At 62.7% G+C, this 22,612-nt stretch carries 15 protein-coding genes; 11 read left to right on the plus strand and 4 right to left on the minus strand.

The window, feature by feature from the left end; all coding sequences use genetic code 11:
- The first annotated feature begins 310 nt into the window (after positions 1 to 310).
- A complete protein-coding gene (locus ACAG25_RS16985) occupies positions 311 to 1,018 on the plus strand; it encodes a DUF305 domain-containing protein (RefSeq protein ID WP_370489690.1) in 708 nt (235 codons plus the stop codon).
- 10 nt (positions 1,019 to 1,028) lie between these two features.
- On the opposite strand, the gene ACAG25_RS16990 is transcribed toward ACAG25_RS16985, so the two are convergent.
- The gene (locus tag ACAG25_RS16990; RefSeq protein WP_370489636.1) at positions 1,029 to 2,189 is read right to left on the minus strand and encodes a sensor histidine kinase; all 1,161 of its coding nucleotides are present in this window, start codon (positions 2,187 to 2,189) and stop codon (positions 1,029 to 1,031) included.
- On the minus strand, positions 2,186 to 2,935 hold the full coding sequence (locus ACAG25_RS16995) for a response regulator (protein ID WP_370489637.1): 750 nt from the start codon (positions 2,933 to 2,935) through the stop codon (positions 2,186 to 2,188). Before ACAG25_RS16995 ends, ACAG25_RS16990 begins: the two co-directional genes overlap by 4 nt.
- A 936-nt stretch (positions 2,936 to 3,871) precedes the next feature.
- On the opposite strand from ACAG25_RS16995, the gene ACAG25_RS17000 reads away from it, so the two are divergent.
- The 3 genes from ACAG25_RS17000 (at position 3,872) to ACAG25_RS17010 (ending at position 8,563) form a co-directional block, all read left to right on the plus strand.
- Entirely contained in the window at positions 3,872 to 4,984 is a 1,113-nt protein-coding gene (locus tag ACAG25_RS17000) for a PLP-dependent cysteine synthase family protein (protein WP_370489638.1), read from the plus strand.
- On the plus strand, positions 4,984 to 6,243 hold the full coding sequence (locus tag ACAG25_RS17005) for an MDR family MFS transporter (protein ID WP_370489639.1): 1,260 nt from the start codon (positions 4,984 to 4,986) through the stop codon (positions 6,241 to 6,243). Before ACAG25_RS17000 ends, ACAG25_RS17005 begins: the two co-directional genes overlap by 1 nt.
- Positions 6,244 to 6,508: 265 nt before the next feature.
- A complete protein-coding gene (locus ACAG25_RS17010) occupies positions 6,509 to 8,563 on the plus strand; it encodes a heavy metal translocating P-type ATPase (RefSeq protein WP_370489691.1) in 2,055 nt (684 codons plus the stop codon).
- A gap of 50 nt (positions 8,564 to 8,613) precedes the next feature.
- On the opposite strand, the gene ACAG25_RS17015 is transcribed toward ACAG25_RS17010, so the two are convergent.
- A complete protein-coding gene (locus ACAG25_RS17015) occupies positions 8,614 to 9,378 on the minus strand; it encodes a hypothetical protein (RefSeq protein WP_370489640.1) in 765 nt (254 codons plus the stop codon).
- Between the two features lie 412 nt (positions 9,379 to 9,790).
- On the opposite strand from ACAG25_RS17015, the gene ACAG25_RS17020 reads away from it, so the two are divergent.
- The 7 genes from ACAG25_RS17020 (at position 9,791) to ACAG25_RS17050 (ending at position 22,082) form a co-directional block, all read left to right on the plus strand.
- The gene (locus ACAG25_RS17020; RefSeq protein ID WP_370489641.1) at positions 9,791 to 10,663 is read left to right on the plus strand and encodes a hypothetical protein; all 873 of its coding nucleotides are present in this window, start codon (positions 9,791 to 9,793) and stop codon (positions 10,661 to 10,663) included.
- 8 nt (positions 10,664 to 10,671) lie between these two features.
- Positions 10,672 to 10,866 (plus strand): hypothetical protein, encoded by a 195-nt coding sequence (locus ACAG25_RS17025; RefSeq protein ID WP_370489642.1) that lies wholly within the window; start codon positions 10,672 to 10,674, stop codon positions 10,864 to 10,866.
- A gap of 376 nt (positions 10,867 to 11,242) precedes the next feature.
- Positions 11,243 to 15,241: a hypothetical protein gene (locus tag ACAG25_RS17030; protein ID WP_370489643.1), complete on the plus strand. Its 3,999-nt coding sequence runs from the start codon at positions 11,243 to 11,245 to the stop codon at positions 15,239 to 15,241.
- Positions 15,238 to 15,987: a TIGR02391 family protein gene (locus ACAG25_RS17035; RefSeq protein WP_370489644.1), complete on the plus strand. Its 750-nt coding sequence runs from the start codon at positions 15,238 to 15,240 to the stop codon at positions 15,985 to 15,987. Before ACAG25_RS17030 ends, ACAG25_RS17035 begins: the two co-directional genes overlap by 4 nt.
- The gene (locus ACAG25_RS17040) at positions 15,984 to 19,433 is read left to right on the plus strand and encodes a helicase-related protein (RefSeq protein ID WP_370489645.1); all 3,450 of its coding nucleotides are present in this window, start codon (positions 15,984 to 15,986) and stop codon (positions 19,431 to 19,433) included. Before ACAG25_RS17035 ends, ACAG25_RS17040 begins: the two co-directional genes overlap by 4 nt.
- Before the next feature lie 407 nt (positions 19,434 to 19,840).
- Positions 19,841 to 21,076 (plus strand): hypothetical protein, encoded by a 1,236-nt coding sequence (locus tag ACAG25_RS17045; RefSeq protein ID WP_370489646.1) that lies wholly within the window; start codon positions 19,841 to 19,843, stop codon positions 21,074 to 21,076.
- Between the two features lie 121 nt (positions 21,077 to 21,197).
- On the plus strand, positions 21,198 to 22,082 hold the full coding sequence (locus tag ACAG25_RS17050) for a hypothetical protein (RefSeq protein ID WP_370489647.1): 885 nt from the start codon (positions 21,198 to 21,200) through the stop codon (positions 22,080 to 22,082).
- Positions 22,083 to 22,096: 14 nt separating this feature from the next.
- On the opposite strand, the gene ACAG25_RS17055 is transcribed toward ACAG25_RS17050, so the two are convergent.
- On the minus strand, positions 22,097 to 22,603 hold the full coding sequence (locus tag ACAG25_RS17055) for a transposase (RefSeq protein WP_370489648.1): 507 nt from the start codon (positions 22,601 to 22,603) through the stop codon (positions 22,097 to 22,099).
- Between the last annotated feature and the right edge of the window lie 9 nt (positions 22,604 to 22,612).

A 22,612-nucleotide genomic window follows, 5' to 3' on the forward strand; every position in this document is an offset into this window, starting at 1 on the left:
AAGCCCCCCTCGAATGGTCTTCCGCGACACTAGTCGCTGCCCGGGCAGCAAGGCCGTTCTGTCACAGGAGTCGGGGTGATAGCGCTTTGACGCGTTCCCCGAGCTGTTCGTCACCGAGTGTGCCCAGCACTCTCAGGTAGATGTGTCATGCCCATGGTGCCGAAGCGACTGCCTGAGTCCGGTTTTCTTCATCAAATCTTTACCGGAAGAGGAACAGACGCACACCGGTCAGTCGCACGCTGGACTCGTGGGCGACTGTTCGTGCCCCTAACGACTCATGGTGCGAGATGACGTGAAAGTGGGTGTGCGGATGAAGCACAATGGATTTGGATACGCGTTTGTGACGCTGGCGGCGTCGGCTCTGGTTCTCACTGCCTGTTCCGACGGATCAACGGATAGCGCAACCTCGTCTGACGGCTCCTCGTCAGCATCGATTTCAGTCAGCACATCGGCGGCTGCCCGCGCCCACAACGACGCGGATGTGGCATTTGCCCAGGGGATGATCCCTCACCACGAGCAGGCGATCGAAATGAGCGACATGCTGCTCGGTAAGCAGGGTGTCGATCCGGCAGTGCTGTCTTTGGCGGAGGACATCAAGGCTGCGCAGGCACCTGAGATCGAGAAAATGCAGGGCTGGTTGCAGCAGTGGGGGGTGTCGGCGGCACCTGCCACCGACCCCGGTATGCCGGGGCACAGCATGCCTGGCCACAACATGCCAAACCAGGACATGCCCGGCCATAACATGCCTGGGGGCGAGATGGGTGAGATGCCCGCCATGGGTGGCGGCGGACACGGCATGATGTCCGAAGCCGACATGGCGGCACTGCAGAACGCGTCAGGCGCAGAAGCCGGCAGGTTGTTCCTGGAGCAGATGATTGAGCATCATGAAGGTGCAGTCACCATGGCGCAGCAAGAGATCGACAACGGGCAATTCCCGGAAGCGGTCGAGATGGCCCGCAGCATCACGGCAACGCAACAGGCCGAGATCGCCGAAATGCGTGGTCTGCTGAATCGGTAGGTGGGCGTTGCTAGTTCGCGGTTAGGCCGTGGGTCGCACTGCGAACGGATACTACCGGTAGTTCGACGGTGAAGGTCGTTCCGGTCCCCGGTCCGGCGCTTGACACTTCGATTGTCCCCCCATGCGCTTCGACAAGGGCTTTGGCAATGGCCAGGCCAAGGCCGGCGCCGCCGTGTCCACGGTCGCGGGCGGCATCAGCACGGTAGAACCGCTCGAAGATTCGCGGCAGGTGTTCTTCGGCAATTCCTTCGCCGTCGTCGGTCACCGTGATCACGACCTTATCCGCCACGGTGGTGCAGGTGAGTTCGACCGAGCCTTCGGGTGCGGTGTGCAGTAGGGCATTGTCGATCAGATTGCCGACCACTTGAGCGAGCCGTTGTTCGTCGGCCCACAATGCGGGCAGCTGCTGATGGTGATGCATGGTGATGGTTACACCCTTGTTGTCGTAGCGCTCTCGTGCCGCGTCGATACATCGGCGAACCACTGTCCCGACATCGATCATGTTGTGAGTCAGCGAGAATGAGCTTTCTTCCGCCTTGGCCAATGCGGCGACATCTTCGGAGAAGCGCACGAGCCGACGTGTCTGGTCGCGCAGCATGGCCGCGGTCGCCGGGGTCAGGGTTCGGACTCCATCCTCGAGGGCCTCGATGTAGGCCTCCAGCACTGCTACCGGGGTACGGATCTCGTGGGCAAGGTCGCCGAACAATCGCTGCCGCGTCGAGTCGACCGCTTGCAGTCGAGATGCCATATGGTTGAAGGCCACTGCGAGTGCGTCGAAGTCGTCGCCCAGCTGTGGAGGTGAGACCCGGGTGTCGTAGCGGCCTTTGGCGACCGCTGTTGCCGCCGCGGCAACTTCGGTGACCGATCGCTGCAATCGCTGGCTGAGGTAGTAGCTGACTGCCAGAGCGACCAGGGCTGACACTGCTACTGCCACACCGATGGATATGACAGTGGCGTAGCCGTACGCCTCTTCGGCGTGGAGTTCCTCCATCGAATCCGGCGGAACTCCTGCCCGGTGAAGGTGCTCGCGAAACAGGGGCGGTCCGACGACGCTGGCCACCAGCGTGGTGGTCACGCCCCCGGTGATCACCACGATCGCTTGCGCGGCCAACAAGCGCAGGGCGATGCCAGGTCGGCGCGACCGCGCCGGAGGCTTTGCTGCGATGGTCACCGGCCGGTGCCCATCCGATACCCCACTCCCCGCACCGTGACGATGAAGCGAGGTTGCGCGGCGTCGTCGCCGAGCTTGCGTCGTAGATGGCCGATATGAACATCGACCAGGTGCTCGTTGCCGACCCATGGGCCCTCACGCACGGTTTCGAGGAGCTGACGCCGGCTGAGCACCACACCCGGCCGACCGGACAGGGCCTCCAGGATGTCGAATTCGGTGCGCGTGAGCAGGATCGTTTCGTCGTCGAGGCGCACCTCACGGGCATCGACGTCGATGCTCAGCGGTCCGAACCGGCGTGGTGGCGCAGCGGTGTGCACGCCGGCGCCGGCCGCCGGGGATTGCAGAACCCGCGGGCGGCGCAGCATGGCCCGAATACGGGCGACGAGCTCGCGTGGGCTGAATGGCTTGGTGACGTAATCATCGGCTCCCACGGTGAGACCCAGCACGGTGTCGATTTCGGCGTCGCGGGCGGTCAGCATCACGACGTAAGCGTCGGAGAAGGTGCGTAGTTGCCGGCACACTTCCAGACCGTCGATACCGGGTAAACCCAAATCCAGAATCACGACATCGGGGTCGAGCTCGCGCGCGACGGTGATCGCCTCCACGCCGTTATCGGCGACGATGGCTTCGAATTGCTCGCGCTGGAGGTAACTTGCCACCACCTCGGCTAGGGGCACCTCGTCGTCGACGACGAGTGCTCGATAGCCTTTGGCCGACGCCGTTGAAGGAAATGCTGCGTGCTCCATGACCTCATGGTGCCTGTTCGCAGCACGATCGAATGCCGTCGAGGCTCCGGTCGCGGTGATCTTGAGCGGATCTTCACACAACGCATACCGAAACCGGACGATCCACTGGCGATGCTCGGGAGAAGGGCATCAGCGCGAGATGGCGGGACTGTACGGATTGACCACAGCAAATCTGTTGTGCACAGTCAGCGCGGGGCGTGGGCTGTGCGTGCCAGTACCGGTCAACCCCGTTGCGGCAGAGTGTGGCGGCGAAGGAGCGGGGCCGATTGTCATTCGACAGAGCACCCAAAGTAACTCTCCAACAACATATCTGGGAACAGATAAGGGTGGGGTTGCGAGTGCTGTCAGGGACCTGCTGCGACATCGCGCTGAGGTCACGACCCGGTTTCAACTCGGGAGTCGAGACCGTCCGGACGGATTTTCCGCTACGGTTGGCAACATTGTGAGGTGTCTTGCCGCAGTAATCGCCCTCTGGGTCGCGATCTTGGGTGCGGAGTCCGAGTTGTTGGGCTCGGAGGGTGCGCCTGTAGCCCACGGCCCGCACGCGCTGAATGCGTATTCCGCTGACGCCTCGTCGCTCGTCGCTGTCGAACACTCGCATATCTCTCGGGGCACGGCCCCGCTCTCGGCAGACACCTTCGCCGAAGCCGTCCTACCCCGCGGGGCGGTGTCCCTACTTGCTGTTGCCATGATGGCGGTCTTGGTGGGCGTTGCATTGTTGTGGCGTCACCGGGTGCTTTCGACTCCACGAGGTCCGCCCGAAGGGAGACCGCACACTCTGTCCGGGCGGGAGGTCCTCGCCCGATTGTGTATCGCGCGCCGCTGATCGGTCAGCGCCGGGTCGTCCCTCGTGATTCGAGGCGACGTCGTCCGGTGATCGCTGTCCGCCATCAGCTGCCGCGCACGGTCGCGGCGTCACAGAAGCGACATTTCACGATGAACCATGTCCTTTCCCACCAGTCTGCGCACACCCGACAGCTCGCAGAACAACCCAACCTCGGACGTTACGAACGACCCGCCACGATGGTCGGCCAGACGCCGGTCTTGAGGATCACCGAACCGTTCTCCGACATTGATCGAGGCTTCTGGGCCAAACTCGAAGGCTTCAATCCGGGCGGGATGAAGGACCGTCCAGCCCTGCACATGGTGGCCCGGGCACGGGCCGACGGCTCGTTGGCGCCGGGTGCACGTATTGTCGAATCCACCAGCGGAACCCTGGGTTTGGGGCTGGCGCTGGCCGGCACTGTCTACAGGCATCCGGTCACGTTGGTCACGGATCCGGGGCTGGAGCCGATCATCCAGAACATGCTCACCGCCTTCGGAGCTCGAGTCGAGTTGGTCACCGAACCCCACCCCGTGGGGGGTTGGCAGCAGGCCCGACGGGATCGTGTTGCACAGATCCTGCGGTCGGAGCCACGGGCGTGGCACCCCGACCAGTACAACAATCCGCACAACGTCGAGGCGTACCGAGGACTGGCACTGGAACTGCACCAGCAGTTGGGGCGGGTGGATGTGTTGGTGTGCTCTGTGGGTACCGGCGGTCACTCTTCGGGCGTGGCGCGCGTGTTGCGCGAATTCAACTCGCAGATGAGGTTGATCGGGGTCGACACGGTGGGTTCCACCATCTTCGGTCAGCCGGCCAGCACACGTTTGATGCGTGGTCTGGGTTCGAGCATCTATCCCGGTAATGTCGACTACCGCGCTTTCGATGAAGTGCACTGGGTTGCTCCGCAAGACGCCGTCTGGGCATGCCGTGCTTTGGCGGCTACGCACTACGCCAGCGGCGGGTGGAGTGTGGGGGCGGTCGCGCTGGTCGCCGGCTGGGTTGCGCGCTCGAACGCGGCCGATACCACCATCGCGGCCATCTTCCCCGACGGGCCTCAGCGATACTTCGACACCGTGTACAACGACGACTACTGCCGCAGTCATGGTCTGCTCGGTGCGATTCCTCCAACTGAGCCGAAGACCATCGACGATCCGCTGGCCACCGTGGTCACGTCCTGGACCCGGTGTGCGACCGTCGTCGATCCGATGAAGGCGGGGAGCTGATGGGCCTGATCCCGCAATTCCGAAGTTTCGGTTGGCCCACACGACTACTCATGGTCAACCAGTTCGGCATCAATCTGGGGTTCTACATGCTGATGCCCTATCTTGCGGCCTACCTCGCAGGGCCGTTGGGGCTCGCGGGGTGGGCCGTCGGTCTGGTGCTCGGTGTGCGGAACTTCTCCCAACAGGGCATGTTCCTGGTCGGCGGCACATTGGCCGACCGACTGGGCTACAAGCCGCTGATCGTCGGTGGCTGTGTTCTTCGCACGGTCGGGTTTACGCTCCTGGTAGTCGCCGAATCGCTGCCTTTCATGCTGATCGCTTCTGCAGCAACAGGTTTCGCGGGTGCACTGTTCAATCCTGCGGTGCGCGCCTACATAGCAGCCGACGCCGGTGCGCGCAGAGTCGAGGCGTTCGCACTGTTCAACGTGTTCTATCAGGCGGGGATCCTGGCTGGACCGTTGGTGGGCCTGGCGTTGATGTTTGTGAATTTCCGGATGACGGCGGCTGCTGCAGCCATCGTGTTCGCGGGCCTAACCGTCGCGCAGCTTTTCGCGTTGCCGCGACGGGCGGCCGAAGCGCCCGAGGAGAAAACCTCGGTGCTGCGGGACTGGCGCACGATCGCGTCCAACCGATCCTTTCTCCTGTTCGCGACGGCCATGATCGGATCCTATGTCTTGTCGTTCCAGGTCTATCTCGCGTTGCCGCTCCAGGCTCGTGACCTCGTGCCGGGCAACGACTCCGTGGTCACCGCAATGATTTTCGTCGTCTCGGGGCTTGTCGCCATTGCCGGTCAGATGCGCATCACGCGATGGCTGTCGGGGCGCTGGGGTTCGGGACGCTCGCTGACCATCGGCATGCTCGTCCTGGCGGCAGCGTTTCTCCCGCTGATCGTGCTTCCGAATGATTCTCGGGCCGGCGTCCTGGGCGCCGTGGCGGCGCTTCTTGTGGCGACCGGCGTGCTGGCAGTCGGTTCAGCGGCGGTGTTCCCGTTCGAGATGGACACCGTGGTGTCGCTGGCCAACGGGCGGCTTGTCGGTACGCACTACGGTTTCTACAACACGATTGTGGGAGTGGGCATCCTGGGCGGCAATCTCGCCACCGGCTGGCTCATGCAAACGACGAAAGATATCGGTCGGCCGGAGTTGGTGTGGGTGCTGCTCAGTGGGATCGGTGTCGTCTCGGCGTGCGGGCTCTACCGGTTGGACCATCGCGGCCGTCTGGAACCGGCGCCGACTGCAGGCGGCGCCGGCCCACGCTGAGACCGGCACTATCGATGGTCAGATGGGCAGGCACGGGGCGGAGCGCCCCGGATTGCGCCGCTGCGCTCTTGCCGGGTACCCCCAGGGGGTATAAGTTTGGGACCTACGCATACCCCGTAGGGGTATATAGCGGAGGACGCTGAGAGATATGAGCACGAGGACCTACACGGTAACGGGCATGTCCTGACGACGAGGAGGACAACCAATGACCCATTCGAACCCCACCGACTCGATTCCGCAGAACCACAACCACGAGACCTGCACCATGGCCGGCGACCCAGGCCACGATCACGCGGGCCATGACAGTCACGGCGCTCACGGCCATGGTGACCATGTCGCTCAGTTCCGAAAACTGTTCTGGGTCAACCTGATCATCGCTGTACCTGTGATCGCTTTTTCGTCCATGTTCGCCATGCTCGTCGGCTACGACATCCCCCAGTTCGCCGGCTCGCAATGGATCGCACCCGTGCTAGGCACCGCCATGTACATCGTCGGTGGACGGCCCTTCCTCACCGGTGCGGTCAGCGAAATCCGTGCGCGCCGACCCGGGATGATGCTGCTGATCGGGCTGGCCATCACCGTCGCATTCCTGGCCTCCTGGGGAGCGAGCCTGGGCGTCCTGCACCACGAGCTCGAATTCTGGTGGGAGCTCGCGCTGCTCATCGTGATCATGCTGCTGGGCCACTGGGTCGAGATGCGCTCGCTGGCCCAGACGACGTCAGCGCTGGACTCGCTGGCCGCGCTGCTGCCCGATGAAGCCGAGAAGGTCGAGGGCGAGCACACCGTGACGGTGTCACCTGCGGATCTGCGCGTCGGTGATGTCGTAGTGATCCGCCCGGGCGCCAGCGTCCCGGCCGACGGGACCATCATCGACGGACGCGCGGACATGGACGAGTCGATGGTGACCGGTGAATCCCGACCGGTCTCACGCAGCATCGGAGACGTCGTCACCGCCGGCACGGTTGCGACAGACTCCGGCTTACGCGTACAGGTCACCGCCATCGGGGACGACACCGCTCTGGCCGGCATCCAACGCTTGGTCACCGAGGCGCAGAACTCCTCGTCGCGAGCCCAGCGCCTGGCCGACCGCGCCGCCGGATGGTTGTTCTGGTTCGCAGTCGTCACCGCGGCTGTCACCGCGCTGATCTGGGCCCTCGTCGGCGAACCCGATGCCTCGGTCGTTCGCGCCATCACCGTTCTGGTGATCGCGTGTCCACACGCCCTGGGCCTTGCTATCCCACTGGTCGTGTCGATCGCCACCGAGCGAGCCGCACGAGGGGGTGTATTGATCAAAGACCGACTCGCACTGGAAGGCATGCGCGCAGTAGACGCGGTGCTCTTCGACAAGACCGGCACCCTGACCAGAGGCGAGCCCACCGTCAACGCCGTGTACGCCGCCGGCGACCGAAGCAAGGGAGATCTCTTGGCGCTGGCTGCGGCGGCTGAAACCGACAGCGAGCATCCGCTTGCCAAAGCAATCGTGAAGGCCGCGGCCGATCAGGGTCTGGATGTCCCGTCCGCAACCAGATTCGCATCTTCGCCGGCGGTGGGCGTGACCGCGACCGTCGACGGCCACCAGATCCGCGTCGGTGGGCCTCGGCTGCTCGAAGAGCTCGGCGAACCAGAGGTCGACGTCGCCGAGCAATGGCGTGCGAACGGCTCGATCATCCTTCACGTCGCGCTAGATGGCACGGTCATCGGCGGTTTGAGTTTGGCCGATGAAGTCCGTCCCGAATCGCGCGACGCAGTGGACGCACTGCATGAACTCGGCGTCGAAGTCGTCATGATCACCGGAGACGCCGAGGCGGTCGCCAAGACGGTAGGCGAAGCACTCGGTATCGACCGCGTCTTCGCCGGTGTCCGCCCAGAAGACAAAGCATCCAAAGTGGCTGCGCTACAAAATGAAGGAAAGAAGGTCGCGATGGTCGGAGACGGCGTTAACGACGCTCCTGCCCTTGCACAGGCCGACGTCGGCATCGCCATCGGCGCCGGAACCGACGTCGCCATTGCCTCAGCGGGAGTCATCCTGGCCAGCTCGGATCCACGCTCGGTGCTTTCGGTCATCGAGCTTTCCCGGGCCACTTACCGAAAGATGAAACAGAACCTGTGGTGGGGTGCCGGCTACAACCTCGTTTCGGTGCCGCTTGCTGCCGGGATCTTGGCGCCGATTGGGTTCGTGTTGCCGATGTCGATCGGCGCCATCCTCATGTCGCTGTCCACGGTTGTCGTCGCCTTCAATGCGCAACTACTGCGGCGTTTGGATCTTCGACCGGAAGCCAGTGCGCAAGCCGTGTTGCAGCGCCGACATATCAGCACATGATCCCCGTCGACTGATTCAGGCACGACCTGAGCGCGAGGCAGGCGCGAGCCCTAGTGTTCGTGGCTGCTGTGGTCATGTGGAGGTTGCACCGGCAAAACCCGGTCCGCCTCGATCGCGGGTGCCTGCGGTGGCCCCGGTGTGCTGGGACCGCCACGGAGTGGGGCGGTGTGCTCAGGATCAACCGGACCGACGTTCAGGGGGACGACCGGCGCGGGATCGTGCTCGTGGGCGTGCTGGTAGCCGCCGTGATGGCCGTCGGCGTGCTCGCCGTTGGTTGCGTGATGACCTGCATCGATCTCAGCGGGGCCGTGATGATGGCTATGCCGCTGACCGGACACGATGCCCACCGTTGACGCCAGGGTGATCACCGCGACCGCGCCGATGAGCACTGCGGCGCTTGCGAACGCCGAAACCGGTTGTCCCTGCAGTCCTCGATACCCAATCCATCCAGCGCCCATCACGACATATGTCTGGAGCAACAAAGCGGCCAAGTCAGCGCCCTGTATTACTTCCGCCTGTCCCGCGTGAGGGCCGAATGGGGCGCCTGCGGTCCGCGACAGCGCCCATAAGGCGATGGCGCCGACATTCAGCACGATCCCCGCCGCCAGAACCGGAGTGGTCGTCCTGATGAGTACCGTTCCCGCCCAGACCAACTGAAGGAATGCAAGGACACCGAAAAACACTCCGGATAGTGTCCATTCCTGCCAGTGGGACGGGACCACCGCGAAGTGTACGACCGCCGCCCCGAGGGAAGCGAGCGCGGCGCAGCGAGCAGCCAACCGGCTGTCCGTTCTCGGTGCCGCCTTGATGGCCATCGTCAGATAATGGCATCTGACGTATGAAATTGAGGTCGTCGACATGACATCTCAACCCGACCGTGATCGATTTGTACCGGCTCGATTCCCTGCAGTCCTGACACACTGCGACCATCGCGGACGCGGAAGCAAAAGGCCCCGAGCTGGAGAACCAGTCAGGGCCTTCTACCTGCAATCACACGAGTCGGGGTGGCGGGATTCGAACCCACGACCTCTTCGTCCCGAACCACGACACCAGGGCGTTTGATTGAGTTGGTCTGATTTGTACTGTCAAATTTGCCCACGTCGGCGCGTTGGACGTGTTGGTTCCAAGCTAATGGTGTTGAACTTACTGCGGACTGGCTGCGGACTCTGGGCTGAGCGCGCAGGCCACACGTCTGTACGCCAATGAGCAGCGCTCGAGGAAGGCTCGATGACGAACGGGGGCAACACGGCCAGCGGTTGGATCCGCAGGACCGCCCGCTGGTTGTGGCACTTCGTCCTCAAGTCCCGACGAATTGTCCTTGGTGCACGATTCCCCACGTGGATGAGGGAGTGCCCCGACTGGGTCGCCGGCGCGCTCACGATCGGCACCGGCTTCACAGGTACCTTTACCGGACTGAGTTCCGGTACGGCCCGCATCCTCTGGATTGTCGGCACCGCGTTCCTGGCAATTGCGGCGATCCTGCTGGCTGCGGCGCGCGACATCCAACGCCGAAGCACCCGCACGATCATCGAGAAGGTCAGCAGAAAGCACCGCGAGCATCTTGAGAACCTCCTTGGCAACCAGCTACACAGCTTGATGCAGCTGGTCGCCGAAGCGATCGCTACCGAGAATCAGCAAGCACGATGTGCGCTCGCGCAGGCTTCTCGCGCGGCCCTTATTTCCGCTGCTGCCAATCTCGTGGGGGACAGCGCGGCGGGCACCCGCGCCAACCTCTTCCGACTGTCTGATGATGGGACTGAAATGCGTCTGGCGCCCGGCGGCTTCGCCGGCCGCGGTACACGATCCAACCGGGTCTTCCGCGCCGGCCACAAGACGTTTGACCTCGCCCTAGTCGAGCAAGGACGGTTCGTCCACTCAGCAAAGGACGAACTGGTAGGCGCGGAGCGAGAAGTGCCCTATGAAACTTTCATCACCTATCCGGTATCCGTGGGTCGAGAACGGCTCCATGGGGTACTTACGGTTGACAGCCTCCACACCGGGGACTTGGAGAAGAAGCGCGATCAACCTGTGATGGCAGTATTATCGGCGCTCATCGCCGCGACATATGAATGCGAGAAGTACCAGGATGCTCCGGAATAGTCGGCCGGGTGAGTACGCTGGTAGATGCGGAAGTCCGCAGCAAAGAGGAGACAGTCATGCAGGATAGTACCGAGCAAGTGTTTGACGCCCGGGATACAGAGGCCATCAAGCTGCTGAAGACTGACCCTGACAAGTATTTCGCCGAGACGAAGCGTCGCCTTCCGTTTGGTTTCTCCAGCCGCGACGACAACGACGAAAAGTAGAAACTACAGTTCATCCGAAGCCAGCGTGCTGGCGCGACCCCTGCTTCTCCCGTAAGGCATTGCTTCAGGCCAGGCCGCCCTCCGGGTGCCACCCGAAGATCGCCCATGGAATCGTGCCTTCTCCGGACAATGGTGGCTCGGTTTCCCGGTAGGCCCTGAACGCAGCCTAGAAACCTGCTCGGCATAAGGATTGACTCCGCATCAATTGACCCCACGTCAGCGGGATCGCGCTCTGCGGCAACCTCTACAGCCGCCGCCTGAGCGGCTTTAAGCAGGCCCGAACCCTGCGGGTTGCGCAAACTTTGTCGGCGGCGTCGCTAGGGTTTCGAACAGGGGCGTTGAGCAAGGTCCCGGATTAATGGGGAGGGAAGCGCACGTGCGATTGACTGTCGACAAGGTCGTGACCTGGAACGACCCGTCGGCGCCCGGCGGAGTCACGACCGAAAAGGTCTACCTCGGTCCCGACCCCTTCGGCCTCGGCGGATTCCAAGTGGCAGTCGCTACAGCTGCGACCGCTCCTTCCCGACAAGTCCTTCGCGACCTATTTGGCGCTCGAAAGGGCAAGACCCAGGTTCAACTCGTAGTAGCCGTCGTCCACGACGGCACGGTCCATCTATTCGGTCCCGACCCGCAGGCACAACCTATCGAGCTTCCGATCGAGCAGGCGGAGCGCCAGCTTCAATCAGTCCTCGCCGAGCCTGACGTGCTGGCGGCCACTGAACGATTCGCTGGCTTCCGCAAGGCCGGCGACTCGACCGGAGTTCCGGGATTCACGAACAGCGGGCTGTTCGCGACGCACCACCTGACAAAGAACGTCCCACAGCGGGCAGATTGGGAGGGCCTTGGCAATCACGCCCTCCCCCTGCTCAGCCTGCGCAGAACGAAGCTCATCGAAGCGCTCGGCTTCAAGACTCAGGCCGGCCCGAACGGGACGCTATTGCTCTCGATCGACGGGCACCCACCACGCGCGGTTGCCATCCTCCTCGATGACACCGAGCAGTTCGACGCGAAGACCCAGCGGTTCCAGCTTTCTCCCGTTGCGTTCGGTCTTGCTGTGGCTTCACGCCAGGAGGTTCCATGGCTGGTGGTCCTCCGCAAGGATCAAATTCGGCTGTACCCGGGACGCGACGGCGTGGGCGTCGGTTCGAAGGGGCAGGCCGAGACCTACTTCGAGGTCGACCTGTCGATCATCGACTCCGAGTACGCCGCACTGCTGCCGCTTATCTTCTCGGCAAGTGCACTGACGACGGACGGCACCGCGGACGAGCTGTTGCGGGACAGCGGTCGCTACGCCACCGAACTCGGGGCACGTCTGCGGGAGCGCATCTATGACGAGATCGTTCCACCCGTCGCCGTCGAGGTCGCGCAGCGCCTCGCGAAGAACGCGGGCGTGAAGCTAGACGCTGACGGACTTTCCACGGCCTACCGTGTCACGCTGCGGATCCTCTTCCGCTTGCTGTTCCAGGCGTATGCCGAGGACCGGGGGCTGCTGCCGTCGGGCCGCAACGAAGGCTTCGACGCCAACAGCCTCAAGACCAACGCGCGGCGTCTTCTGGAGTCCGACACCGAGGAGTTCGGAGGGGGCTCAACGATCTGGCTGGACCTTGTTCAGGTATGGAACGCCATCGACCACGGCAACCCGCAGTGGCAGATCCCTTCGTACAACGGCGGTCTCTTCTCTACCGACCCGGACCGATCGCCCGAGGGCGCATTGATCAAGAAGATTGAGCTTCCCGACAACGTACTCGGCCCCGCGTTGCGAAGCCTGCTCATCGACGTGAGCAGTGACGGCACCCTCGGGCCGGTCGACTTCCGCTCGCTGAGTGTCCGTGAGTTCGGCACGATCTATGAAGGGCTTCTCGAGAGCTCGCTTTCCCTGGCTGAAGAGGATCTCACGGTCGACGACAGCGGGGCGTGGGTCCCGGCCGTGAAGGGCGACGAGATCCGTGCACCATCGGGCGCGGTCTATTTCCATACGGCTTCCGGTGAGCGCAAGGCCACAGGCTCCTACTTCACGCCGAAAATTGTCGTCGACCATCTCATCGAGCGCTCCATCGTCCCGGTGTTGACCGAGCACTTGGAAAAGATCGCGGGTCACCTATCTAAGGGTGACGCGGCAGCAGCGGCACGTGAGTTCTTCGACTTTCGGGTCGCGGACCTCGCGATGGGTTCGGGCCACTTCCTGGTTGCAGCGGTCGACAAGATCGAAGCGCTTATGCGCACGTTCCTCACCGAACACGCCGTTCCCGGCGTCACCGAAGAACTGTTGAGGCTGGCGGGCGTGGCCAGGGATGCGCTCGGCTCAGACGACGTCGCCAAGAGCGAGGTCGACGAGGTGGGCCTCCTGCGCCGCCAGGTCGCGCGCCGCTGCATCTACGGACTCGACATCAACCCGATGGCCGTCGAGCTTGCCCGTTTGGCGCTGTGGATTCACACGTTCGTGCCCGGTCTCCCGATGAGCAACCTCGACCATGGACTCGTCAACGCCAACAGCCTTACCGGGATCGGCACTATCGATGAGGCGCTCGACGCCCTTCAGCCTGGCCGCGCACCCGGCGAAGTCACTCTCTTCGACGAAATATTGACCGATCAGCTCGCTTCGTCGAAAACGCTTCTTGTCGACGTCGCCAACGCGAGTGAGGCCAACAAAGCCGAGGTCGAGGAAGGCGCCCGACTCCTCGCGGAGGCCCGTGAGGCGGCCGATACCGCCCGGCGCATCTTCGATGCAGCGGTTGCTGCACGAATGGGTTGGATCGACCCTGGGGTGATCCTCGATGAGGAATCGCTTCAGCGCGTCCTCGAACAACCTGGGGTTGCTAGGGCAGCGGAAGACCTTCAGCCCGCGCACATGCCGTATCTATTCCCTGAGGTGTTTCTGCGAAGTGCGGACGGTTTCGACGTGCTCCTCGGAAACCCACCGTGGGAAAAGGTAAAAGTCGAAACGCACCAGTGGTGGGGGCTTCGTCTTCCAGGCCTTCGCAGTATGCCCCAAAAGGCGAAGATTGCTGCGCTGCAGACGTTCCGCACGTCACGACCGGACTTGGATAAAGAGTTCGAGATTGAGCAGGAGCAGGTGCTCGCTCTCAATCAGGCGATAAAGAGTGGACCGTTCAAGCTCGGCTCAGGCGACACCGATCTCTATCAAGCCTTCGCGTGGCGAAACTGGCAACTTCTGCGCCGGGGCGGACGCGCGGCGGTCGTGTTGCCGCGCGGTGCGCTCTCGGGGTCGGGACTCGCTGAGTGGCGGCGAGAAGTCCTGGCGCAGGGGGCCTTCGCTGATGTGTGTTTCATCGAAAACGCAGGGAGGTGGGCCTTCGACATGGAGCCCCGCTACACGATAGGCCTCACCGTCACCGAGCGAGGCGACGATCATGCCGCCCGATGGGTCGGACCGTTCTCGAACGAGAAGGACTTGCGTTCGGGTGCCGCGCAATTGACTCACGTCAAGGGAGAGGAGTTTGTTTCGTGGTCGAATTCAGCGGCATTCCCGCTGATTCCCGATCCCAAGTCAGCCGAGGTCTTCGGTCAGATGAAGAAGAGTCCACGCTTCGACGAAGCGCGAGACGGCTGGGAATTCCGCCCCATCCGCGAGCTCGATGCCACTGGCGACAAAAAGGTTATGGAGTTCGACATTGAAGAGGCTAACGGCCGCATTCCGATCGACGCTGGAGCCTCTTTCAACTTGTGGTCGCCGGACTACGGGACGCCTTATGCATACAGCCCGCAAGAAGTGCTGCGCACATACCTCGGCGCCAAGGTAGCGACCTCTTCGAGGAACAGTCGGTCCGCTCTTTTCGGCATGGACTTCGAATCCGGCGAGCTTCCGCTCGATCAGCCGAGGATCGCTTTCCGAGACATCACGCGAGCCACAGACACTCGGACTGCGATCGCCTGCTTATTGCCGCCGGGGACTGCGACGGTTCACAACGCGCCGGCTCTGATTCGCAGGAGCGGCACGCCTCGTGCGGAAGCGTTCTTGCTCGGCGTCATGTGCAGCATTCCGTTCGACTGGGGTGCAAGGCGCTGGGTCGAGCTGCACCTCACATACGAGGTCCTATTCCAGTTGCCGGTTCCGCGCTACATCGCCGAGTCCGCCCTATGCAGCAGGGTCGCGCAGATCGCTGGGATGTTGGCAGCAGTAGATGACCGCTACACGGAGTGGGCCTCCGCGGTTGGCGTCGCCGTTGGGTCGGTGAAAACGGCAGCCGAGAAAGACGACCTGATCGCCGAACTCGATGCATTGGTAAGCCTGCTTTACGGGTTGACGGAGGATCAGGTCGAGCACGTTTTCGCGACGTTCCACCGGGGCTGGAACTACGAATCTCGCCTCCAGGCTGTCGTTAAGCATTACCAGGTTTGGAAGCACAAGGCATGACCGGGATAGATACTGAGTGGGCTATTGGGGCGCTCTACGAGTTCGTTCATGCAACCGACGAAGTCGGTTATGACAATGATCCGAGCAGTGGCGTGGTGGTGTTCGGAACTCACCAACGCCAACCGGACAGCGTTGTTGCGGAGTTGGCACATGTGGCCGAACAAATTCTCGATCGCGTCCTTCCTGAATGGCGTTCCGCCGACGACCGGCCGAAAGATGTTCGGCATAAGGCTCGCTGGAAACACTTGCGCGACTGGGCAGGCCGCGGAATGGCCGCGCTTAAGCGCGAACAGGAGTTGCGTGAGAAACTGGGCGAGGACGCGCCGCAGCTCTCGGCCGCGCGACTTCATCCTTGGGTTTGGAGCGGTGCGAAGTCCCTGTGGGTTTCACGCCACTTCCGCTCTGCGGTTGAGGACGCTGCGAAGAAGGTCAATGCCGAGACACAGAACAAGGTCAGGCGGCGGGACGTCAGCGAAACGAACCTCTTCAGGGAGTCCTTCAGCCCCGACCCTCCAGCGGAGGGACGTCCACGGCTTCGGCGGATGGCGGACGACGGAAGCGATACGTATCGGTCGATGCAGCGCGGCGGGATGGCCCTTGCGGAAGGGATCTTTGCGGGGATTCGAAACCCGTTCAACCACGAAGATCCCACCGACATTCAAGAGCAGGTTGCGCTGGAGTATCTCGCCGCTCTGAGCGTCCTTGCGCGATGGGTCGACGAGTCGACCGTGGAGCATGCCTCATGACCCAGCTTCCTGATTTCGCGACGAACCATTCGCCGAGTGACGCCGCGTCCACAGTTGCGGATAAGGTCAACGAGCTCTTTTATCTGTTGCGCCAGAACAAAGTAACTGCACCGCCGATCGCGATCGCGACGGCGTACATCAACCCGGCAGGCTTCGCGCTGCTCGCCGACGAACTGGAGCGGGCGCCTCGTGTGCGCGTTCTTCTAGGCGCGGAACCCGAGGAAGATTCCGTTCGAGCGATCGTTTCTGGCGACGCCGATCAAGACGCGCGGCGCGACGCCGCAGTACAGCATCACGAAGCATGGCTGGAAGCCGAGCGGGACATGATGGGGTTTGCGCGAATACCCACCGCCCAGGCGAGGCGGTTGGTCGAGTGGCTGCGCAGCGTCGACCCGGCTGGCAAGGCGAAGGTCGAGGTACGACGTTATGCAGGCGGTTTCCTGCACGGTAAGGCGTATCTTGTCCAGGACGGCGCCGCGCAGGCGGCAATCGCTGGTTCATCGAACATGACGTACGCCGGTCTGGCGCACAACGCGGAGCTGAATCTCGGCACCGGCGGTGGTACCAGCTCGGCTGCGAAGGTCTGTGAATGGTTCGAGCACTTCTGGAATTTCAGCGACCACTACGACCTGGCTGAGCTCTATGGCCGCTTGTGGGAGCCCCACACGCCATGGGTCATCTACCTTCGGATGCTCTGGGAACTCTATGGCGATCACCTTGAGGCCGACGAGAACCCGAATGTTCGTACGGGACTCAACCTCACGCGGTTTCAGGCAGACGGCGTGGCTCGGATGGAACGACTACTCGACGAGCACGGAGGTGTGCTAGTCGCCGACGAGGTTGGTCTCGGCAAGACATTTCTTGCCGGCGAAGTGATCTATCGAACGGCAAACATCAACCGGCAGCGGGTGCTAGTTGTCGCTCCGGCCGCACTGAAAACCTCAATGTGGGATCCGTTTCTGGTGACGCACGACTTCAGCAGGTGGGTGAAGGTCTATTCGTACGAAGAAGTGCGGAACCGCCTCGACCCTGACAAGGGCCCCATCGACGCGTTCTTGCAAGAGGTTGAGGACTACTCGCTTGTCGTGATCGACGAGGCCCATAACTTGCGGAACTTCGGCGCACAGAGGTCCGGTGCTGTAGATCGCGTCATCACCGCGGGCAGGCCCAAGAAGGTCGTGTTGTTGACGGCAACGCCGGTCAACAACTCGTTGATCGACCTCGAGACTCTCATCAAATACTTCATACGCGATGACGCCCGCTTTGCCTCGCTGGGCATTCCGAGCATCCGGGAATACATCAAGCGGGCGCAGGCGGTCGACCCAACAAACCTCACGCCAGAGCACCTGTTCGACCTCATGGACCAGGTCGCCGTGCGGCGTACCCGAAAGTTCGTGAAGGAGCACTACGCGAACGAGCTGATCATCGGGCCCGACGGCAAACCGACCACGATCAAATTTCCGCAGCCGAAGGTGCGGCGCATCGACTACGACCTCGACGCTGAAGGCCTCACGCTTATCGACGCGATGGTCTACGCGCTCGATGATCCGACCGACCCCCATGCGCCTCGCGCCTGGGAGGACCGCAGCCGGGATCCCAAGCGGCTCATGCTCGCCCGCTATCTATCCAGCATGTACACCGTTGACCACGACTTGCAGGAGTACCAGATTACCAATGCTGGGCTACTTCGTTCGGGCCTGCTCAAGCGGCTGGAATCCAGCCCTCACGCGCTTCACGCGTCGCTGGAAAAGATGATCGTCTCCCACGAGGCGTTCCTCGACGCTTTGGGCAAGGGTTTCGTGCTCAAGGGCGAGGCCCTGAGCGACTGGGTTTCGTCCGACTCAGATGACCTTGACGAGTTCGTGGCCGAATTCGACGAGGACGACCAGATTGAGGCGGTCGGCGGCTATCACCTGGCGGAACTGGCAGCTGACGTCGAGTCCGACATCACGCTGCTGTGTGAGCTGCGCGACCTTGCGGCGACGGTGATCAAAGGGGTTGAACCCAAGGCTCAGAAGCTCATTGACGAGTTAACCGAGATTGCAAGGGAGGCGCGGCGAGTCGACCCGCGCGGTTTATCGCACAGCGATCGTCGGAAGGTCATCGTGTTTTCAGCCTTCACAGACACGGTCATTCCTATTCACGCGGCCGTGGAGGAGGCCATCAACGCTTCTCCCGAGGGATCGCCTCTGGCCGATTTTAGAAACCGTGTTGCTCCGCCGATCATGGGGTCATACGCGAAAGTGCATGAGCGTGGGGCCACCGGAGGCGTAGACCAGGGCGGTCGTGCGTCGACAATTGCCGGGTTCGCTCCACAGACGGCCGGTCCTCGTAACGCTGCCGGTGAGCCAACGGCGAAGGATGAATTCGACATCCTCTTCACCACTGATGTCCTCGCTGAGGGTATGAACCTCCAGCAGGCCGGTCAGATGATCAACTATGACCTCCCGTGGAACCCGATGCGGATCGTTCAGCGCCACGGCCGCGTCGATCGCATCGGATCAAAGCACGACTACGTCCACCTTGGGCTGTTCTTCCCCGCCGAGCGGCTTGACGCCTTGCTCGAGTTGGAGGCTCGCTTGGAGGCGAAGCTCGCTCTGGCAGACGCAGCCGTCGGTGCCGGCGAAGTGCTGCCGGGACGAGGTCCAGGCCACGAGGTCAACCTCGCCGATGATCAGGTCGTCGACGAGTTCGAGAAGCTGCTTGACGCCGGCGGCTCGAGTGCCTCACTCTCTGGCGAGGAGTACCGTCGTCGCCTCTACGGCGCCTTCGATATGGAGCCTGTCCTGAAGTCCGATATCCGCGGCCTCCCTTTTGGATCGGGCAGCGGCTTCGTAAACCCGGCCGTGCAAGGCAACGGCTACGTGTTCTGCATCAAGATCGGTAAGAGTGGCAAGCCCTGGTTCCGTTACGTTCCCACGACGGAGGATTGGTCCATCAGATACACGGAAGACAGGCTCCCAATCGTATCGTCGGACACGCTGATCTCTCTTCGCGTAGCCGATCCGGAGGGCGCCATTGCCGAGCGGTGGCTGCCCGACGAGGTCTACGACAAGGCCTTTGACGCGTGGGAGGTCGCACGTGATAGCGCCTACATGGCGTGGAAGGAACTCACCGACCCCAATGCTTTCCAACCCGACTTGCCGCTGTCGTTTAGAGACGCCTACTCGCTCGTGCTTGGCAAGGGCGGATACCTCGGGAAGGATGCGCAGATTGCGCTCGCTAACCGCCTTCGCAGCGTGCCGTCGGCAAAGGTATCCCGTCAGGTGCGGAGAGCCCTCAATCAAGGCCGCACTGACGAAGAGCGCATCAAGCTCGTAGCCGAAGTGCTCGACGAGGCAGGCATCACCGCACCCCCGCCGCGCGAGCCTCTGCCCGACATCGAAGAGCACGAAGTGCGACTCGTGACTTGGGTGGCCGTTCACGGGACTCGAGGCCTTCTGTAACTCGTTGAATGACCTCCGACTTCAAACTCTCGATTTCAGCCATTCGCAGTGCGTCGGCCTGAATACCAGACGAAGCGGGTGATCGGTCCTCGCGGTCCTCGCGTGACGTCCCGCCCTAATCGAAATCTCACAGCCGACGATGCCGGGGGAGAGTTGCGGATATTAGACATTCTTGGCGTCGCGACGGCTGGCAGCGATACGGCGCTGAGCGCCGTCTGGCGAGCGGATGGACGCACCGGTCTGCTCGCCCACGGTTACTGCTTCGATGCCAAGTTGGGGTCCGCTGAAAATTCGTCCGGCGATAACTGACCGTTTCCGGCCCGGAGTGCAAGAGGTGTGTGGAATCGGCATTGAACGGAGGCTTGATGTGATGCGGCAGTGTCGAGGTGCATTGACCCTGCGGCAACGTGGCGGAGGATAAGGCGATGAGCACCTGCGAGTTCCGCGACGACGACACCGGCTACATGGAGTGGCTCACCGAGCACCCCGCTGGCTTCGTGATCAACATCAGGCGTAATCACAGTCCGACCGACGCGCGCGTTCACGGTGCCGACTGCTCGGCGATCAGCGTTCGGCAGCAGGGCGGCAAGGGATCATGGACCGACCAATACGTGAAAGTCTGTGCGGAGCACATGATCGGGATCGAACAGTGGGCGGCCGAACACGTAGGAGAGCCAATCTCGGGGTGCAGGACGTGCCGTCCTGGCCAAGACGTACCTCCGCGTGTTCTCGACAGGGAGACAGAGACCGCAGCTTCGAGCTCTGAACACGCAGACCGCTTTGAGATCCACGGACCGGACGGTGAGGTCGTCCAGGCGTGGGCCGATGACTACATCCGATTCGAGCGCCAACATCGGCCTGACTGGCAGGAGCGCTTGCGTTCGGCTATCAAGTCCCGTTGCAGGCAACTGGAGCCTGCAGGGGGACAGGTGCTACACGCCACATTCTTTGGCGAGAAGGACGACAGGGCAGACGTCGAAAACGTCGTGCTCTACGGCATCGACTCCTTCGCAGTGGCTGGCGCCAACGGAATGCGCTTCGAACTCGCCGGTGCCGCGAAACTAGCTCCGAGTGGTGCCGCGTACGCGTTTAGCTACCGCTACGCGCTTCGGTCGCGGTCTGATGGCTTCGACATCTGGCAGCAGGGCCGACAGCTGGCGGCGTTCGGTTGGACGGACTTGGGCGCGTTCGCAGGGGAGAAGCTGGCAGCACAGGTGTGGCTAGCAGTGGTCCGCGGACAGGTCAAGGTGGCTGGGCCAGTCTGTGATCGAGGGACGGCTTTCGCGGTCATGGTCGAGGTGCGACCTCCACATAGGCATCGGCGAGTGTTGGGCAACCTGGTGAAGGGGATCGTTGACGGTGTGGTCGCTGCGTTCCAGGCGCACACTGACACAACGATCCTGCAGGAGGCCGCGGCGCGGCTCGCAACAAGTCTCGCGGCCGATTCCGCAGAGATTGAACATCACCTGCTCGATCAACGCCGCGCTGTGCTCGGCTCGGTGCCGCGACTCGTCCGCTTGTCTAACGACGGCGTCGTTTGGGCACCTGCCGACGAGTTCTGCGTCGCCGGCGAGCTACTCCAGGTTGAAGCGATAGATGAGCACTGGGCGTTTCGGGGCGAGGTCGTCGAAGTCTCCCGCTGACATCACGGTGCGACGGCGTTAATCGGGCCTCGTAGGTCGCCCTGCCGTGGGTCTCGGACTGTCTGTACGAATGTGGCTCTGGTGGTGGACTAATCCGGCTGCCGGTTCGTAGGTTGCAGACATGGGCGGGAATGAGAAGCTTCTTGCGCGGCGCCGGGCATGGGAAGCGCAGCGAAAGAAGATAGAGGAGCGGGCTCGCCGTGATCGAGCGAACGCGGCGGGTGCCGAGGAGATCCGGGCAATTCTCCATAGAGTTGACGTCGTTGATATTTGGGAACGCAAGCGATTAGACCAGGCCGACGCGAACATCCGCGCTGATGCGGTGAAGAGGCGGTCGGGTCACTTCCGTGGACTGCAGACCGTCGTCGACCAGATGCGGGCTCGCGGCCAAACCTTGGCGCAGATCGCTGAACTCGTAGGCGTGGATGTCCGCGAGATCCAGATCGTCCTGCGCCGGGCGCGCACTGGAGATGAGGGTGGACGGGGTTCACTAGCTTCGGCGGCAGCGAGTTCGCGACCTGTTGATGCAGCGAGTCCGGACGTCGCCTCGGTCAGCGTCGATCCATTGCCTGAGGATGTGCGACGGGGGTCCGCCGGTGAGGGTGTTGATGGTGGTTACGACCCGACTCGCTGTGTTCGCTGCGATGCGGTGATGCTTGATGAGGACACCGCTCCTCGGCGCGGCCGTCGTCGACTGTATTGCTCGGACACGTGTCGTCGAGATGCGTCGGCGGCGCGCACAGCCGCGGAGCGCTACGGCGCACCGATACGAATCGTCGAGGTGTCGAAAGTCATTGCATCGCAGGAGCAATCCGCGCCAACAGGCGGACGGAGCGAGTCTGCCGTACAGGTGGATGCCGTCGGAACTGCTCTGGGTGACGCCGGGGTGCTGTGTGAGTTGCTCGCACGTGTGGCAGAGCAGGCTCGGCTTAAGAAGCTGGATCGGGCAACGCTGACGGCCGCGCGGGATCTGTCCAATGCCGTTCATCCGCACCGTAGTTGGTGAGAAGCTCAGGCGAATCAGCGGCTCGTGTGTCTCGACGTCTGTCGGGAACGTCGTCCGGCGGGACTACACCCGGTCATACTCGCGGCGGTCCGGCCAGTGGTGTGGAGTGCCCTCTGCGCGAGGTCATCTGACAGATACTCGATACTGGCCTGCAACTCGTAGACGGCATCCTTTCGCGCTTCAGCGATCATCACTGAAGCGCCCTCGGAATGGGGTAGGCAGCCGTTCTGCCGACTGAATCCGTCAATCACGACGTCGATCAGGTCGTCGAACCGGCTAATCATCTGCTGAGCGTCCATGTCGGCGTGCTCCGCGATGAACTCGTCGCGGTCGTCGGGAGTCCAGGACGGAGGGAAGGACAGATGCGTCCGGTAGAGGTCTCGGATCGCGGCGTCGAGACGGCCCGAGAATGCGGTCTCCGGCCAATCAGTGACCGCGGCGTCGGCCAACCGCTCCAGATCTTCATCGAGATTCATGTCAACTGGCCTTACCGTGTGTGTCCTGATGATGCCCTCCGGCACCGACAAGAC

Origin of the sequence: Mycobacterium sp. pV006, assembly GCF_041287115.1 — a bacterium.
Lineage (GTDB): Bacteria > Actinomycetota > Actinomycetes > Mycobacteriales > Mycobacteriaceae > Mycobacterium.

Bases quoted from the DNA above. Each gene is read 5' to 3' on its own strand.
- ACAG25_RS16985 (WP_370489690.1), top strand. From the start codon at position 311: ATGAAGCACAATGGATTTGGATACGCGTTTGTGACGCTGGCGGCGTCG.
- ACAG25_RS17050 (WP_370489647.1), top strand. From the start codon at position 21,198: ATGGGCGGGAATGAGAAGCTTCTTGCGCGGCGCCGGGCATGGGAAGCG.
- ACAG25_RS17020 (WP_370489641.1), top strand. From the start codon at position 9,791: ATGACGAACGGGGGCAACACGGCCAGCGGTTGGATCCGCAGGACCGCC.
- ACAG25_RS17040 (WP_370489645.1), top strand. From the start codon at position 15,984: ATGACCCAGCTTCCTGATTTCGCGACGAACCATTCGCCGAGTGACGCC.
- ACAG25_RS16995 (WP_370489637.1), bottom strand. From the start codon at position 2,935: ATGGAGCACGCAGCATTTCCTTCAACGGCGTCGGCCAAAGGCTATCGA.
- ACAG25_RS17035 (WP_370489644.1), top strand. From the start codon at position 15,238: ATGACCGGGATAGATACTGAGTGGGCTATTGGGGCGCTCTACGAGTTC.
- ACAG25_RS17000 (WP_370489638.1), top strand. From the start codon at position 3,872: ATGAACCATGTCCTTTCCCACCAGTCTGCGCACACCCGACAGCTCGCA.
- ACAG25_RS17005 (WP_370489639.1), top strand. From the start codon at position 4,984: ATGGGCCTGATCCCGCAATTCCGAAGTTTCGGTTGGCCCACACGACTA.
- ACAG25_RS17015 (WP_370489640.1), bottom strand. From the start codon at position 9,378: ATGGCCATCAAGGCGGCACCGAGAACGGACAGCCGGTTGGCTGCTCGC.
- ACAG25_RS17010 (WP_370489691.1), top strand. From the start codon at position 6,509: ATGGCCGGCGACCCAGGCCACGATCACGCGGGCCATGACAGTCACGGC.